We start from the raw sequence: 16,319 nt of genomic DNA on the forward strand, positions 1-16,319 counted from the left end.
GGGCCGCGATGCCCGCAGCCTTTATGCCGGAGCCTTTACACCCGTCCCGGCCTCTGTCGTGTCGATGTCTCTGGTGCCAAAGGTCAGGTGGAGCAGGCGGCGATCCGCCTCATTGAGGGGATACAGATGCGGCTGCGCCTGGATCATCCACCGGATCGAGGTGTTGAGCACATGGCCCAGCCCCCACGGGCTTGCGGTGTTCACCTGTGTCTCCAGCGAGGAGAACAGGTCAGAGCGCGTGATGTCATTGGGCGAACGTATCAGGGCAATGATGACGGCAATCAGCATGCAACTGACGACCGCGTGGGCCACACCTGTCGGGGTCCGCGCGCTATAGAGCAGGTAGAACGTGCTTTTATACAGATGCACCAGCGCGCCAAGCACGGAAAAGACGAGGGCAAGGGCCGGGGCAATGACCGCCTCCATCGCCTCGCGCCCGATCTGCGCGTGTTCCTGTCCGTCGACAAAAGTGTCGGCAGGGAAATCAAGTTCCGAAATCCGTCGTTCCACCTCACGCGTGACCATCGGGGTGCGGACTTCGGATGCGAACTGTTCTGCGGTCATGTTGGCCGAAATGGGGATGTCATCGGGAACATGCAGCGCCTGGCGCATCATCGCGACACAGGGGCGCAGGTTGGCAAATGCCGCGAAACTCAGCCCCGGCGGGATGAATTCCCGTTCGCCCGTAACATCGCGGCCCAGGGCATTCATATATGCCATCCGTGCAGCAGATGACCGCCCGTTGCGAAGGTAGGTGGTCGCAAGGTCTTCATACCGGTTGAACCTTGCACGGATCTGTATTGCGGGACCGGCGAACTGTTCGTTAAAGACGTGGCCGTCCGTGCCCCCCGTGTCATGACGCACGGTTTTGGCCATCGCCTCCTTGACCGCGGCTTCGGCCTGCTGCTTTGCGCCCTCGCTGACCGACAGGCCCATCAGGGGCAGGATCGACAGGAATGCCTTGCCCGCCGGGGACTGGCGCGTTTCGGCGTCAAGCCTGATCTTTTGCGGGTCCATTTCATTATGGACGATGTCGCGCTTGATATATTGCAAGAACATCGCGTCACGGCGCTGCTCGCCCGTGGAATGGGCCACGATCCGGTTCAGCAGCGCCTTTTCCCCGTAATAGGCCGCAGGCATCAGGATGATCGTGCTGAGGAACAGCGCGCGGATCACATTGGGCCGTGCCTGGTATGTCGCATTCGCCCGGCGCAGGATCATGCCCCAGAACGCAAGTGTCAGCGCAAGGCTGGAAATGAGCCGCCCATAGAACTCGATCGCGTCCACATCGCGTCGTGTCGCGAAACTGCCGGTAATATCGAGCAGGCGCGCGTTGAAGGCCAGTTCAAACACCAGGTAAAGTGCTGTCAGCACCAGCATGAGGGGCGCATAGGCACGTTTTTCGCGTGTTTCCCTGTACCGTTCGAAATCCAGAAGCTTCACTGTGTCAGATCCAGTTTGACCGGCTGTGACGTATCGGTTTCATCGGCGTGCGGGATGCTCAGGGGTATCTTTTCCATATGCGCGACGGGTGCGCTGTGGTGATGGACCACGCGGTGTGGGCGGGCCGGGGCGGCGGGGGCCTGCGCCACCTGTGATGCCTGTTGCGCCTGTGCCGCCGCTGCCGCCGCCTGTGCATATGCCGTCGGGTCATCCAGCCATTTCTGGCTTAATGGTGATAACGGGTCGGACGGGTTTTCCACGACCGAATGATCCAGCCGCGTGACAGGGACATAATGCGCCGCCGCGATGGCGGCACTGCTGGCGCTGGTGTCGGGCGCAAGGCCCGGCTGCCGGAATTCCCTGATCCTGCGGTGCTGGTATACATAAATCGTATCGAACGGGGGCGTCGTGGGGGAAAAGCTGATGCTGTCCGCGTCGCGCGCGGTGACGGTATGGTCCACGCATGGCGCGGCAAGCCTGTCGGTCTGCAGGTGGTGCCCATCCCACAGCGAGACGACCTCATAACTCCTGTCGCATCCCTCATGGCGCCCGCGCAGGACGGCAACGGTTTCGTCGCGCAGTTCAAAGACCTGGATGATATGCGGATCGCGCATCTTCAGTGCCGAGGACACGTTTTTATCCATTACTGTGATGTAACCATTTCCCCGGGCATCCACCTGCAGCCCGATCGTGTGGGCCTGATAGGAAAATGTCTCACGCGTGTCGCGCCCCTCCTGGGCATGGGCCATCGGTGATGTCAAAACCGCGCATGTCGTGGCAAGCAGCATTCCCCAGGCATGGCGCATGCGCATGCGTCGCTCCTGCCCATGGGCGAAAGACCCGGCGGTCCGTGGTAAAGTAATGGGAATGGCGCGAAGGGTCATATTTATGCTTTTGCCTGTAATTATGACGGAATTGTTGCAGCATGCACGGGCGGGTATCGCCGTTTTGTGGCAAATGATGTGAACCGCCACACGTACCCGGCCTATTTATTCCAAATATCGTATCGACGCGTAACTTGCCAGCCTGCTATAACCTTCTGGTCAAAAAAAGTGTACGGGGCGTATATGGCGGTCGATATTTCACAGCAGGACGCACAGGCAGGCAGTGACGAAGTCCCGCTGGTAATAAAGATGACGCGTGCGCGCTCCGCCGCGCGGCTGAAGGTCGATGACCCCACCGATATGCAGGCCTATCGTCTGGCGCGCGGGATGGCCTGCGCCGCCGCCGTAAAGGCTGGCGCCCCCGAAGGGTATGTCGCGCTGGCCGATTGGTACGCACTGGGCGGTGACAGTGCCGCGCCCGATGACGCCGTGCTGGCGCAGGGGTACGAACTGGCGCGGAAATTCTATGCCGAAGCCGTGGCCGATGGCGATACGCAGGGGACGTCGCTGTTTGGCATGGCGCGCCTGTGGGGGCCGGTACGGGTGGATGGTGCGCTCGCCAATTATTTCGATGTCGTGCATGTGGGCGCGGACGGGGAAGAGGACCTGTCGGGCCTTGCCGGCGCCATCATGGCCAACGCCCCCACGGCCGAAGGTGTGGCATGGATGACCCGCGCGGCGGCGGGCGCGACCCCCGGTGCCGCCGCATGGCTGGCGGACCTTGCGGGATATCGTGGCCTTGTGCCGCCGGGCATGGATGCGCGCGCATCGGCAATGTTGCCCGACCTGCCCGACCTGCCTGAACTGGATACGTGGTTGCAGCGCGCGATTGCCGGGGCGGAGGTCGCGGCCATGGGCGCGGGCGCGCGCCGCGTGCTGGTGGACCCGTTGGCGACTGAGGCCCGGCGCGGGGAGGCGCGCGCACTGCTTGGCAGGGCGGCGGACGGGGGGGATGTGCTGTCCATGCTGCTGGTGGCGGACGGCCTGCTGCGGGCCGCGCGCGCGGGCGGTGCGGGCGGTGGTGATCCGGCGCGTGCGGTGGCCCTGCTGGAACATGTGGTCGCGATGCAGGGGGCGACGCCGCTGAATCACGAATGGGCGGCCACGCGCCTGATGGAATGCTGCCGTGACGGGGTGGGCGTCCCCGCCGATGCGGCGCGCGCGATGCACTGGCGACGCGAGGCCGCGCGCCTTGGCGGTGTCGGGGCCATGGCGGCGCTGGGCGCGACCTGCATGGACGATAACGGGCCGATCCCGCGCGACGAGGCGCTGGAATGGCTGCATCGGGCGGCCGATGCCGGCGATGCCGACAGCATGGCGCGGCTTGGCCTGTGTCAGGTCGTGGGCCTGACGGGCGATGCGCGGCAGGGGGAGGCCCTGTTGCAGCAGGCGGCAGGGGCGGGATCGGTCCTGGCGATGGTGATGCTGGGGGATCTTTACGCGACGAAGGACGTGGCCTCTGGCGCGGTGCGCGGCGAAAGCCCGCTTGCGGTGGATATGGGGCAGGCGGACCATTATTACGCCATGGCGGCCGACAGGGGGGATGTCGGCGCGATGGTGCGCCATGCCCGCTGCCTGCGTGACGGCACGGGCGTTGCGCGCGACCCCGCCGCCGCGCTGGGGTGGTACAGGGCGGCAGCGACACAGGGCGATATCGAGGCGATGTTGGGCGCGGGGCAGCTTTGCTGCGATCCGGCGGCGGGGGTTACGGACCCGGCGGAAGGGGTCAGGCTGCTTCAGCACGTCGCATGGGGAACCGATGCCCATGCCCGCGTCGCGGCGCATGCGCTGATCGCCCTTCATGCCCACGACGCCAATCCCGCCGAACGCCACCGGTGGGAGGATCAGGCGATCGCGCTGGGTGATCTTCAGGTCGCGCTTGATGCGGCAAGGCGGATATTCGACGACCCGGCGGCCGATGCCACGATGCGCGCGCGTGGGGTGGACCTGCTGGATCGTGTCACGGCGGACGGCAGTGGCGCGACCCCCGCGCAGCAGGGCGAGGCATTCAACCTGCAGGTGGCCTATTGCGCGCAGGGCCACGGGGCCGATCCCGCGCGTGAGGCGGCAAGCCGCCTGCGTGCGGCGGAACTGGGCAATGCCGACGCCATGGCATGGATGGGCGAGGCATATTTCATCCGCGACCGTGGCGTTGTACCGGACGAGGCGCTGGAGTGGCTGCGCAGGTCCGCCGCCGCGAAAAACCCGATCAGCATGGCCAACCTCGGTTTTTGCGAAATCATCGGCATGGCGGGACAGGTATCGCGCGACATCCGTGGCGGGCTGATGCTGCTGGATGAGGCGGCGAAGCGTGATTCCGGGTATGCCAAGCGGCTGGTGGGCGACCTGCACGCCACAAAGAACGTCGCCATCGGGGCCGTGCGCGGCACCAGCCAGCTTGCGGTGGACCTTGATCTTGCCGCCGCCGCCTATGCCACGGCCGCCGCACGGGGGGACGTGGTCGCGATGGTGCGCCATGCCGACTGCCTGCGTGCGGGCACGGGGTGTGAGGCAGACATGGCCGCCGCCCTGCAATGGTATCAGAAGGCGGCCGATGCAGGCGATGTCGAGGGGATGCTCGGCGCGGGGCGGATCTGCTGTGACCCGGCATCGGGGGTGGCGGACCGTGACCGGGGCATCGCGCTGTTCACGCAGGCCGCGCGTGGGGGGGACGCCAATGCGCTGGCCGCCACGCACGAACTGATCGGCCTGCATTACAATGACACCGACCCGTCCGCATTGCGCCAGTGGGAGGACCGGGCCGTCACGCTGGGCGATATGCGCGTCGCCCTTGATGCGGCCCGGCGGATCCTCCATGCGGATGGGGGTGTGGAGGCCACGGCGGCCGAACGCGCGGTGATGCTGCTGCGCAAGGTCACGGCGCAGGACAGCGGGGCCGACGCCGCGCAGCGTGGCGAGGCGTCCGACCTTCTGGCGGATTGCCTTGTCGATGGGACCGGCATCGCCGCCGATGCCGCCGCCGCCCTGTCATGTCGTCGTGTGGCGGCGGAGCTGGGCAATGACGATGCCATGGAATGGCTGGCCAATGACTATTTCTTCCGTGACATGGGGGTTGCGCCGGACGAGGCGCTGGAGTGGCTGCGCAGGTCCGCTGCCGCGAAAAACCCGCGCAGCATGGCCGGTCTTGGCTTCTGCCTTGTCATCGGCGTGGGCGGGGCGGTGGCCGCCGATGTCCCGGCCGGGCAGGCCCTGCTGCGCGAGGCGATCAACCTCCAGTGCGGGGAGGCGGCATGGATGCTGGCCGACCTGTATGCGCACAGGGATGTCCGGGTTGAAACCATTTCCGGGACCAGCCCGCTTGCGGTGAATATGGAGCAGGCGGCGCCGCTTTATTCCAAGGCCGCCGGGCTGGGCGAGGTCATCGGCATGGCGCGCTATGCCGATTGCCTGAGCCGGGGGGAGGGCGTTGCGCAGAACACGGCCGATGCCCTGTTGTGGTACCAAAAGGCGGCGGAGGCGGGCTATGTTCCCGGCATGCTGGGGGTTGCGCGTCTGTGCGGGGATCAGGCCACGGCCCTGACATGGTATGAAAGGGCGAGTGACGACGGCAACCTGTGGGCCATGCTGGGCGCGGGACAGATTTATTGCGACCCGGCCTCCGTCAGGCCGGACCGTGACAGGGGGATTGCCCTGCTGGCGCAGGTGGCGCGGGGCAATGGCGCGGTTGCGCTGTCTGCGGCGCGCGCCCTTATCAAGGCCCATCCCTTTGATAAAGCCCCCGCCGAACGGCACCGGTGGGAAGACAGGGCCGTCGCGCTGGGGGACATGCAGGTTGCCCTGGGTGTGGCAAAGCGGATCATCAACGGGCCATCCCCCTCTGCCGCCGGTGGCGCGCGTGCGGCCAGCCTGCTGGGGCAGATTACGCGCACGCAGGCGCAGGGCGTGTCCGATGCCAGCCGGGCAGAGGCATTCGACCTGCTGGCGGATTGTGCGGACCGCGGGATCGGTATCGCCGCAGACCCCGGCATGGTTGTGGAATATCGTCGCAAGGCGGCGGAACTGGGGAATGATTACGCCCTGTGGTGGATGGGCAACTGCTATTTGAATCCAGCCCGGGGCGTGGCCGCGGATGAGGCGCTGGACTGGCTGACGAAGGCCAGCACGGCAAAGAAGACAAGCTCCATGGCCGAGCTGGGCTGGTGTTATATGGTCGGCCCGCGCAAGGATCTGAAGGCCGACCCCAGAACGGGCGAACGCCTCCTGCGGGAGGCGGTCAAGCTTGGGTCCAGCTATGCCATGCGGATACTGGGCGACCTTTATGCGTACAGGGAAAATTCCCTGGGGGAGCTGACGGGCACCAGCCCGTTGGCCGTTGACCCCGGCGCTGCGGCTGAATTCTACCTGATGGGCGCGCAGAAGGGCGATCAATGGTCGATGGTGCGCTATGCCCGCGCGGCCGAAGGCGGCATGGGCATTGAAAAAGACCTTGGGCTGGCCCTGCACTGGCATGAAAAGGCGGCGCAGGCAGGGGTCGTATCGTCCATGATGGATGCCGCCCGCCTGAGTGGGGACGAAACCGCCGCGTTGAAATGGTATGGCATGGCCGGTCGTGCGGGCAATGTCACGGGCATGATGGAAGCCGCGCGGCTGAGCACTGACGCGGCGAATGCCCTGTACTGGCATGAAAAGGCGGCCACATATGGCAATGTGGAGGCCATGGTGCGCGCGGGACAGGCATATGCCGCCCTGTGGAGGGCACAGCCCGACGATGGGGGGGCGAACCGGGATGGGGCGAACCGGCAGAAAGCGCTGACATGGCTTGCCAGGGGCGCGCAGGGCGCGGACGGGTATGCGCTCGTCGCGGTGCGGGCGCTTGTGGCGCTGCATCGCCATGACGCCGATCCGGCCGCGCTGGAACGGTGGAAGGCACGGGCGCTGGAACTGGGGGATATGGATGTCGCCTATGAAACGGCGACGGACATCCTGCATGCTGCCACCCCTGACGCCACGGCGGCCGCGCATGCGGTCGAACTGTTGCACAGGGTAACGGCACAGGACAGCGGCGTCCCCCATGAGACGCGCGGGGCGGCCGCCCTTCTTCTGGCGCAATGTTATGCGCACGGCACCGGCTGTGCGGCCGATGGGGAACAGGCGCGCACATATTACCAGATGGCGGCGCAACATGGATCGACCACAGCCATCCGGTGGATGGCACAGGACACCACCTGCCACAGCTTTGACGGGATTGCGCCTGTGCGGGGGCTGGACAGGCAGGGGCTGTACTGGATGGAACAGGCCGCCGCCACTGACGATCCCGACATGATGTGCAGGCTTGGCTTTTGTTACGTCATCGGCGTGGATTCCGTCGTAAAGGCAGATGTAAAAGCCGGGCTGCGCCTGCTGGAGGCCGCACTTGACCTTGGCCACGATCAGGCAGGCCGCATTCTGGGGGATCTGTACGGCACGGAAGATAACCGCATGGGCCGCGTGGCGGGACGCAGCGTGCTGGCGGTGGATATGGCGCAGGCGGCCCATTATTACCAGATCGGCGCGCAGATGGGCGATGGCGTGGCGATGCTGCGCTATGCCGACTGCCTGCGCGATGGGAATGGGGTCACGCGTGATGTCCATGCCGCGCTGGCGCTGTATCTGGACCTGGCCGGACGGGGCGAGGTGGCGGGCATGCTGCGCGCGGGGCAGCTTTATGCGACGGATGACACGGTTGCGAACCGTGAGCGTGCCATCACATCGTTCGGCAATGCCGTAAAGGCCAATAACAGCACGCTTGCGATGTGTCGCCTGGGGGAGATTTATGCGGCGGCGCAGGACTGGCCCCATGCCTTGCAATGGCTGGAGAAATCCGCGGCCGGGGGCTTTGCCGAGGCGATTGTGCATCTGGCGGGGATTTCACTGCGTACCGACGTGCCCGGCGCGCCCGACCGGGCCAAGGCGATAGAGCGGCTGAAGCTTGCGGTCCGCGATGGTTTCGTGCCGGCGAAACGGATGCTGGGATGCCAGTTGATTATTGGGGCGAATATCGCCAGGGACCTTGATGCCGGGGTGCGGCTGCTGGGCGATCCGGGCGTCGCCGATGGTGATGTGGACGCCTGCTACTGGCTGGGCAGGGCCGAATATGACCGCAAGAATCTGTCGGAGGCCGCCAGATGGTACATCAGGGCCATGGAACTGGGCAGTTATTCGGCGCGCGGGTCGCTGCTTTTGGTCCGGCTGGCGGAACCGGGCCTTGTCCCGGCGTCACGCTGCCTCGCCTTCCTTGGCACGCCGGAAAATATCAACATATTGGTGCGCTTTGGCGGTTTAACGACGCCGCTGCGGGCCATCGGTGATTTTTACAAGCAGTTGGCGGAAGAGAAATACACGGCAGGCCCGTCCGACATCGCCGCAATGCAGGGCGATTTCGTGCGTGCGTCGGAGTTCTATGCCCTTGCGGACAAGGCGGGCGAAGACCCCTCCCTCTATCTCCGGGCATATGTCGCCCTTGGCGCCGGTTCGTCGCAGGGCGGTGTCCTGCGGCAGGGCGCGATACAGCAATATGAGAAAATCGCCGCGGATGGCGATGTCGCGGCGATGAAGGTCCTGTCATGCCTGCATTCGGCGCATCCCCAGAATCCCTGCGCCGACCCCGACAGGATGTTCCTGTGGACGAAGCGCGCCGCGGACAAGGGCGATGCGTGGGCGATGCTGCGACTGGCCTATTGCCATTGCCTTGGGATTGGTGTTTCGCAGAATTACAAGACAGCCCTGAAGATTTTCGAATATCTTGCAAAAGAGAAGGTCGGCTGGGGACTGTTTGGGGAGGGGATGTATTACCTGTACCAGGACAGTTCCCTTTTCTTCAATAATTACGACGGTGGCATCAGGCTGCTGCATGACGCCCACGCACTGGTACCCTCCGGCGGGGCGGCGCAGCTTGTTGCGTATAACTGTGAAATGATGGCGACGTCGCTGGAGAACGCCCGCAAATCAAAGTCGGAACGCCGGTTTGTTGCGCCGCTGGCCGGTGTGGAAAGCCAGATCGACATCCCCAATCCCGAATATTGCGTCCCGCGGATATTCGCCCTCCTTGGCATGCATGTGAATGCCCTGACGCTTGTGGACATCCTGCCATGCAGCAGGGAATGGATGGCGACGCGGATGGGACAGGATGTGCAGACCTGCTTTAACGGTGTCGTCCTGCCCTCGACCAAGATCCTCAAGGCCATGTCCTGATGAATGACAGCACGATGCGCGGGCGCGCGCACCTTTCCGGCAGCAAGGGAACAGCCGTATGAAGTCACTTGACGATCTTCTGAACCTCGTTCCCAGCCCGTCTGCGCCCCCGGCCGTTGCGCCCGACACCGACGCGGTGGCGCGCGTGGCGTCCGCCCCGTCCGACCGGCCCGCGCATGCCCTGCTCAAGGATATCGCCATAGAGGGGGCCGAAGCGCTGGAACACGCATGGCGTGCGGAATATGACCGGCTGCTGGTGGCGGGCGGGGGGGCTGAAGACGCGCCTTCGATCGCTCTGTGCGAACATATCGTCGGTGTGGCGGGCACCACCGTGCGCGAGGCGATGTTCACACCCGACAATTTCCACCTGACCGCATCATTCATCGCTGATGACTGCGCGGGGCTTCGGGCCGAATGGGCGCCGCAATGGCTGCGCTGGTGCCCCGGCGATGACGCGATGGGCCTGACGCGCGGTGGCGAAGACGGTTTCCTGCTGCGTTGGGGAAAGGGGCGTGGGCCTTCTGGCCCGATCCGTTACCTGCCGCTGATCGCGGGGCATAAATCATGGCTGGTCCTGTCGGATGACGCGACGAAGGATGCGGCCCATGAACTGGTCCGCACGCTGGTGCTGCGCCTTGCATGCATGATGTCAAAGGACGTGCGTTTCAGCCTGATCGCCCCGGTCAGTGGTGCGCAGGCCTTCCCCCGGCAGGAACTTCTGCCGTCACGGCGTTTCATCAGGGCCGAGGACCTGTCCGAGATCCTGGAGGGGATCAAGGGCGACATCACCACCACGACGCAGAAGATGATGGGGGGCGCGGGTTTCCATCAGCGCAGTCGCGAGGAGCAGAAGCTTGCGGGCGGGTATGAGGTCGTGTGTGCGCTGGATATGGGAAGTTCGCGCACGACGGCGTACAATAATGCGAATATCGTGAACATGCTGGCGGATATCGCGCGTCAGGGGCCGGCGGTGGGGCGGTACCTGCTGGCGCATGTCGATGTCAGCGCGGATGAAAAACATGCCGGCATCCGGGGGAATGACCCCAACCGCCTGCCGCTGGGCCTCGATCGTCTCCGCGATTGCGTCCATATCATCGACCTGCGCACCCTTGCCCGCGACGGGGTGGAGGCGGACCGCCTGCCGCCGCCGCCCCTGCATGTGCGCATCTTGCAATCGCTGGGCCGTGCCGCGGCGGACGGCGCGTTCAACGTCATCCCGCGCGGCGCGTGGTGGACACACCGGGCCGCGCATTTCGTGCAGACCCCCCTGTCGGACAGGGAAGACGGTCCCACCGTCCTGTTCGGGGAGGAACCCGACGGGCAGCGACGCACGGTGACGGCGGGCGTGCTGGCGGGACAGACCGGCAGTGGCAAGTCGTTTACGCTGTCGGCGCTGATCCTCGGCCTTGCGATGCGCTACCCGCCGGAGGAGTTGCAGTTCTATCTTGTGGACCTCAAGGGGGGGACGGAGTTCAACATCTATCGCCAGGTGCCGCATGTGCGCATCATCGCCACGGACGAGGCATTGCCTTATGTCAGCGCGATGCTGCGGACCCTTGAGGAGGAGATGGACCGCCGCAATACCCGCCTGTTCAACGATTGCAATGACGGGCATGGGCAGTTCAAGGACATCACCGCCTATCACAAGGGGGGGCAGCCGCGTGGTCCGGCGCCGCGCATCTTGCTGGTGGTTGATGAATACCAGAAGCTGTTCGAGGATACCGAGCAGGCGGGCCAGGCCATGGCCGTGTTCAAGAACCTGGCCAGCCGGGGCCGTTCGGCGGGGATACATATGCTGCTGGCATCGCAGAGCATGCGGCCATCGGGCATGATGCAGGCCAAGGACCTGTTCAACAACATCGCGCTGCGCATGGCGATGAAGCTGCCGGATGCGACGATTGACGCGATGGAGGAATTCAGCCGCGATGGCAGGCGCCTGCTGCGCAGTGACGTCACGCAACCGGGCCAGATTCTGGTCAACAGCCACAGCGGCGCAACGGGAAGCGAGTATCAGACCGGGTATGTCGCCGTCCTTGACGGGCGTTCCGCGGCAGAACGTGAAGGACGCGATACGTCGAAGGACGACGTGAACGTGCGTCTGGCCCCCGTGTTTGCGAAATTCGCCGCGCTGGCGGCCACGCGCACCGACGCGCAGAAGGCCCACTGGCCCCGGCTGGAGATCATCGACGGGAAGGCGCAGCCGACATTGTCCAGCAGCTTCCTGCTGTGCCGCATGCGTGAAACCGGCGTGCCGCTCGATGCGGCGGCCCTTGTGGCGCTGGCGGCGGAAACGGCGGACAGGGGCGGGCTTGCGCCGAACGTCCTTGATGCGCAGATCAGGCCCGTGCCGCTGCTGCTGGGACGTGACACCAGCCTGTATGGGCAGGCCTGCGTCGTGCTGCGGCGCGCGGACCGGCAGAACATGATGGCGGTGGTCAAGGACAACCGCGTGCAATGCAAGATGCTGGCGGGGGTCATCCTCTCGCTTGCCACGCTGTCGCGTGACGTGGTGGGGTCGGTGCGTATCCTCAATACGGCGCTGTATGCGGATAATTTTGCCAAGGTGATCGCCGACGCCCTTGCGCTGGCGGGACATGCGCAGATGCCCGACCACTGGCGCATGTCGGACAATCCCGACGATGCGGACGCCTTTGTGCCGCCATCCTCGCCCGAAGGCGGCACCGACGTGCTGATCCTGATTGGCCCCGACCGGGCCGTGGACCTGCGGCTTCCCGCCGCGGCCGGCGCCTTTCCCGCGCGCCAGCCCGACAGTGCCTTGCAAAAGCGGCTGAAGGAAGGGCCGGAGAAAGGGCAGCATACGATCATGCTGTTCGATACGATCACAGAGGCGGAAAAGGTGATCCCCCGGCCCATGATCGAAAAGGGGATGGAATGGGTCGTGTATGATGTCATGACCAATGACCTCAAGAAGGCGCTGAACCTTACGACCCTTCTGAAGCGCACGGACATGAAGACGCAGGAAAACCTGACGACGGTATATGTCATGGGACCGGCACAGGCGACGACGCGCGTTACGCTTTTCGGGGAATGAGCGATGGCGCGCCGCGCGGCCGATGGCCGGTGCCGCCCGTCATGACCGCACAAGGAGGTACTGTCCAAGGGGGACACCGGGCGAGCGGCACCGGGTAACGCTAAGAGAGTGTTTGAAAACAACTCATTGATAAAAAACAGGAAAAGTTTTTGGGTGCCGCCTTTCGATCGAAACAGGCGGCGTCTTCTGAAGCTTTTTAGAAAAAGCTTTACCAAAAATCTTTATGATTTCAGGATGTTATTGATCCTGACTTTTCAAACAGTCTCTAACATCGGGCAAGGGTAATACCGGGCAAGGGCGGCATACAGGCGACATATGGGGGGTGCGCGTGATATGGCGGGCATGGTGCGCCACCTTCAGCGCGCGTTGTGCCGGGAATGCCTTATGGGGGGCTGCGTCAGCGGGTTTGCGTCCGCTGTTGCCTCCGGTGTTGTGTCCGGGTTTGGGCCTGCACCGGTGCCCTTGGCGGGATTCTGCCGGGGGGCAGGGCTGGATTTTAGGGATAGATTTTGCGGAAGGATGAATGATGGCCTCTCTGGACGAGACTTATGAACAGATGACCAGTTTCAACAGGGCGCTGGAAGGATTCAGCGACGTGCTGGCCGCATCGTTGGTTGACCTGACAAGCTTCCATAACGAGGCGATGGCCGCGTGGGATGTGGACCAGAGTTCGCAGCGCTACAATGCCTCGTGGGAGGAGCTGAGCGAGGCGCTGCGGCTGTGGAGCGAGCAGGATGCCCCGGTCTATCGCGAATTCATTGCCGACAAGCTGATGATCTTGCAGGAATATATGGAGGCCGGGCGATGAGCGACCTGACAACCCGCATCACCGCGCTGGAAGCCTATGACCAGGCGATCCAGCGCAACCGGGAGGGGATTAACGAGTCCTTCGGGTATCTGGAGCAGAGCTGGGGCATGTTTGCCGCGGTTTATTCCGGGCAGGCGGCGGAACAGTTCAGCGCCATGTTCGAAGCCAGCGTCATGAAGATGCGCGAATGTAACGAGGCGATGGCCGCCATCCAGAAGGAGTTGCAGGAACGTATCGCATTGCTGCGCAATCTTGATGCGGCGCACGGCGGGCTATGATCCTGTGGCATGGACATGATTGAACCCGGACGGCTCATTGCGCTGTTGGAGGACGTGAAATACCGTCATTATGATTCCAGACAGGCGCTGCTTGAGGTGATGGAGACCCTCGGCACCGTGCAGCACCTGCTGGAGGACGGGGTGTCGGAGGCCATGCGGCGCGTGTCCGACGCAACGGCGGACCTGCATGATGCGCGACAGCGCGTGCGGCGGTGGAATGACGACCTTGATGCCGTCCATGCGGCGGCGCAGTCGGCCTGTGATGATGCCGATGCACAGGACATGCGTGCGCGCAACGTACGCGGCCGGGCCGACACGATGCTACAGCACTGGCGGTTGCAGTTGAGCAACGCCGTGGCCGCCCGTATCACAGCGCAAACAGCACTCACCGCCGCGCAGGGGCGCAAGCTGCAGGCGGATACCGCACTGGGGGAGGCGCATTCGCGTCTGGACAATGCCTATGCCGCGCTGAGTGCCTGTGAAAGCGATATCCGTTATGACCTTGAAGGTCGTGTGATCTATCCGAATTGTTCAGGATATTCCAGCAATGTCTATGCCGCGCAGAGTAAGCTGAAATATGCCCAGTCAGAGGCGAACAATGCCGCATGGGCGCTTAACACCGCGAATCAGGAACTGAATCGGGCGCAGGGGCACGAACAGACCTGCACCAGTCGCCACATGCAGGCGGAGCATGCGTTGGTGGTGGCGCAGTCCGCCTGTGCCTCCGCAGGGCGCGCCGTGGCCGCCGCCAGAGTGGCCCTGTCATGCGCAGACGACGTTTATCCTCTGGTGCATGAAATGGAGCGCCTGCTGGTGGTCACGCGGGAGCATGTCAATATCTGTACCAGCCAGGCCAGTATCGCGCGCAGCCGTGTCGATGAGGGCATGCAGCAGTTCCATACCACCCATACCGATGCCACCACGAACGGGCAGGATGCGGCGCGCATGGATGACCGCCTGCTTGAAAAAGCCGAACTGATGCAGAAATTCGATAACCGCACCCTGTAAGGCCAAGGAGACCCGACGATGTTCAGCATCCAGCGCAACGACGTGACGGCGCCCGAAAGCCTTGAATTCCTGCATATGCGTGCGAACGAGGTGCGCGACAGGCTGGAGGAACTGCGCGATATGCTGCTTGCATGGCGCGAGACGGTCGAAGGGCTGGATGCGGCATGGCGTGACGCGGCGGGGCGTTCGGTCATGGAACGTGATGTCATGCCCGTCACGGATATGCGTGAGAAGATCAGGGCGGACATGACGGACATCACCACGGTGAATGACGCGGCGGGCACAGCCCTGATGGAGACATGGGCCGAATATTGCCGTGCCGGGCGCACGATCAGGACAATAGACCAGACTGGCGACAGGCTGTTGGACCGCCTGCCGTCCGTGCGTCATGAAATCTCCACGGTGCAGGCGCATCTTCGTGACAGCATGACGCAGACGTTTCAGGCCGAAACGCAGATCCCCTCCTATACCTGATCCCCGGTAACTGCCCCCCTGTACCTGACCTCCGGGGCGGCGTACTCCCCCTGTCCGTGCCGGGAGCCGCAGCGGGACGCGGCGCGCGCAACCGGTGGCATTTCCTGCGGATGCCGGTTTGCAAACAGCATTGCAGGCGGCGGCCTTTTCAAAAGGGGCGGTACCCGAAAACCGTGATGATTTCCCCGCCGGGGCGGACAGGCCGTGCGTACCCGGCGCGACGGGGCGCGACGCGACGGAGCGGGGCAATCATATGCTCCATACTCCATACTCCATACTCCATACTCCATACTCCATACTCCATACTCCATGCCCCTGTGCCGCATGTCCTGTGTCTTGGCCGCCTGTGAGAGAGTGTTTGAAAATAAGTCATTGATAAAAAAGAAAAGTTTTTGGGTGCTGCCGTTTTTCAAAAAGGCGGCGTCTTCTGAAGCTTTTTGGAAAAAGCTTCACCAAAAACCTTTATAATTTCAGGGTGTTATCGATCCTGACTTTTCAAACAGTCTCTGAGCATTGCGGACAGATGTTCGGTCATGTGGGGCCGCCGGATGCGTGCGGATCACAATGCGTGCGGACCAGCTCAACGGGCCTTTTTTCCTGCCGGGAACAGGCCGGCTTCGTGGGCGGTGCGGTATCGGTCCATTCCTAGGAAAAAAAACACGCTTTTCGGAGGCATCTTTGTTTCGCGAAGGCAGCATTTCCGTGCAGGTATGTTAGGGAATCATTCATAATAAAACATTATGATTTCAGTAGGTTAATCTAAAAAACCTGTTCAGGTGACACCCCGGCATGCGGTAATGATCCATATCTGGCGCTTCTCCCCCTGATCCAGCGAAGGCGGCGGCCTGTTCCACGACCCCTGATTTTCGCACGCCAACACCATGTCCGGGAGACAACCCGGATATGTCTGGCGCAGGCCCATGCCACGCAGCCCGGCATCATATTCACGCAACGGGTGGGCCTGATTTATAAAAATATCGTTTTATATCATATGGTTATGTTGTGAAAAACGGGGCATGGGGTGATTTCTGGATGCAGCCCGCACCGGGGGAGATGTCAATAAAAAGTTAATATTTAAGGGGATTATATTAACTTTTTATTTGGATACCCCATGAAAATCTCGGACTTTTAATTAGGAATTAATTCATATTCATCCGGGATGAATTTAATACCATCGTCAG

Annotated in this window: 8 protein-coding genes; 6 read left to right on the plus strand and 2 right to left on the minus strand. The window is 63.4% G+C overall.

The genetic code is table 11. From position 1 onward, the window contains the following. Window positions 1-21 precede the first annotated feature (21 nt). Window positions 22-1,443 (minus strand): hypothetical protein, encoded by a 1,422-nt coding sequence (locus tag IFJ82_RS03210; protein WP_192265590.1) that lies wholly within the window; start codon window positions 1,441-1,443, stop codon window positions 22-24. Further along, the gene (locus IFJ82_RS03215) at window positions 1,440-2,327 is read right to left on the minus strand and encodes a hypothetical protein (protein ID WP_192265592.1); all 888 of its coding nucleotides are present in this window, start codon (window positions 2,325-2,327) and stop codon (window positions 1,440-1,442) included. Before IFJ82_RS03215 ends, IFJ82_RS03210 begins: the two co-directional genes overlap by 4 nt. 183 nt (window positions 2,328-2,510) lie before the next feature. On the opposite strand from IFJ82_RS03215, the gene IFJ82_RS03220 reads away from it, so the two are divergent. The 6 genes from IFJ82_RS03220 to IFJ82_RS03245 all read left to right on the plus strand — a co-directional run bounded on the left by IFJ82_RS03220 (window position 2,511) and on the right by IFJ82_RS03245 (window position 15,138). Next, window positions 2,511-9,518, plus strand: a complete 7,008-nt coding sequence (locus tag IFJ82_RS03220; RefSeq protein ID WP_192265593.1) for an SEL1-like repeat protein — start codon at window positions 2,511-2,513, stop codon at window positions 9,516-9,518. Window positions 9,519-9,576: 58 nt separating this feature from the next. Next, a complete protein-coding gene (locus IFJ82_RS03225) occupies window positions 9,577-12,570 on the plus strand; it encodes an FtsK/SpoIIIE domain-containing protein (protein WP_192265595.1) in 2,994 nt (997 codons plus the stop codon). Between the two features lie 523 nt (window positions 12,571-13,093). After that, window positions 13,094-13,378 carry a hypothetical protein gene (locus IFJ82_RS03230; protein WP_003621831.1) on the plus strand — a complete coding sequence of 95 codons (285 nt, stop codon included), beginning with the start codon at window positions 13,094-13,096 and terminating at the stop codon, window positions 13,376-13,378. Next, window positions 13,375-13,656, plus strand: a complete 282-nt coding sequence (locus IFJ82_RS03235) for a WXG100 family type VII secretion target (RefSeq protein ID WP_062809474.1) — start codon at window positions 13,375-13,377, stop codon at window positions 13,654-13,656. Before IFJ82_RS03230 ends, IFJ82_RS03235 begins: the two co-directional genes overlap by 4 nt. A 9-nt stretch (window positions 13,657-13,665) precedes the next feature. Further along, window positions 13,666-14,664, plus strand: a complete 999-nt coding sequence (locus IFJ82_RS03240; RefSeq protein WP_192265597.1) for a hypothetical protein — start codon at window positions 13,666-13,668, stop codon at window positions 14,662-14,664. 18 nt (window positions 14,665-14,682) lie between these two features. Continuing rightward, window positions 14,683-15,138 (plus strand): hypothetical protein, encoded by a 456-nt coding sequence (locus IFJ82_RS03245; protein ID WP_075596391.1) that lies wholly within the window; start codon window positions 14,683-14,685, stop codon window positions 15,136-15,138. Window positions 15,139-16,319: the final 1,181 nt, after the last annotated feature.

This window comes from Novacetimonas hansenii (assembly GCF_014843995.1).
GTDB lineage: Bacteria > Pseudomonadota > Alphaproteobacteria > Acetobacterales > Acetobacteraceae > Novacetimonas > Novacetimonas hansenii.

What these genes read in the sequence shown, in the direction of transcription:
- IFJ82_RS03215 (WP_192265592.1), bottom strand. Translation starts at nt 2,327, where the DNA reads ATGACCCTTCGCGCCATTCCCATTACTTTACCACGGACCGCCGGGTCT.
- IFJ82_RS03220 (WP_192265593.1), top strand. Translation starts at nt 2,511, where the DNA reads ATGGCGGTCGATATTTCACAGCAGGACGCACAGGCAGGCAGTGACGAA.
- IFJ82_RS03225 (WP_192265595.1), top strand. Translation starts at nt 9,577, where the DNA reads ATGAAGTCACTTGACGATCTTCTGAACCTCGTTCCCAGCCCGTCTGCG.
- IFJ82_RS03230 (WP_003621831.1), top strand. Translation starts at nt 13,094, where the DNA reads ATGATGGCCTCTCTGGACGAGACTTATGAACAGATGACCAGTTTCAAC.
- IFJ82_RS03235 (WP_062809474.1), top strand. Translation starts at nt 13,375, where the DNA reads ATGAGCGACCTGACAACCCGCATCACCGCGCTGGAAGCCTATGACCAG.
- IFJ82_RS03240 (WP_192265597.1), top strand. Translation starts at nt 13,666, where the DNA reads ATGGACATGATTGAACCCGGACGGCTCATTGCGCTGTTGGAGGACGTG.
- IFJ82_RS03245 (WP_075596391.1), top strand. Translation starts at nt 14,683, where the DNA reads ATGTTCAGCATCCAGCGCAACGACGTGACGGCGCCCGAAAGCCTTGAA.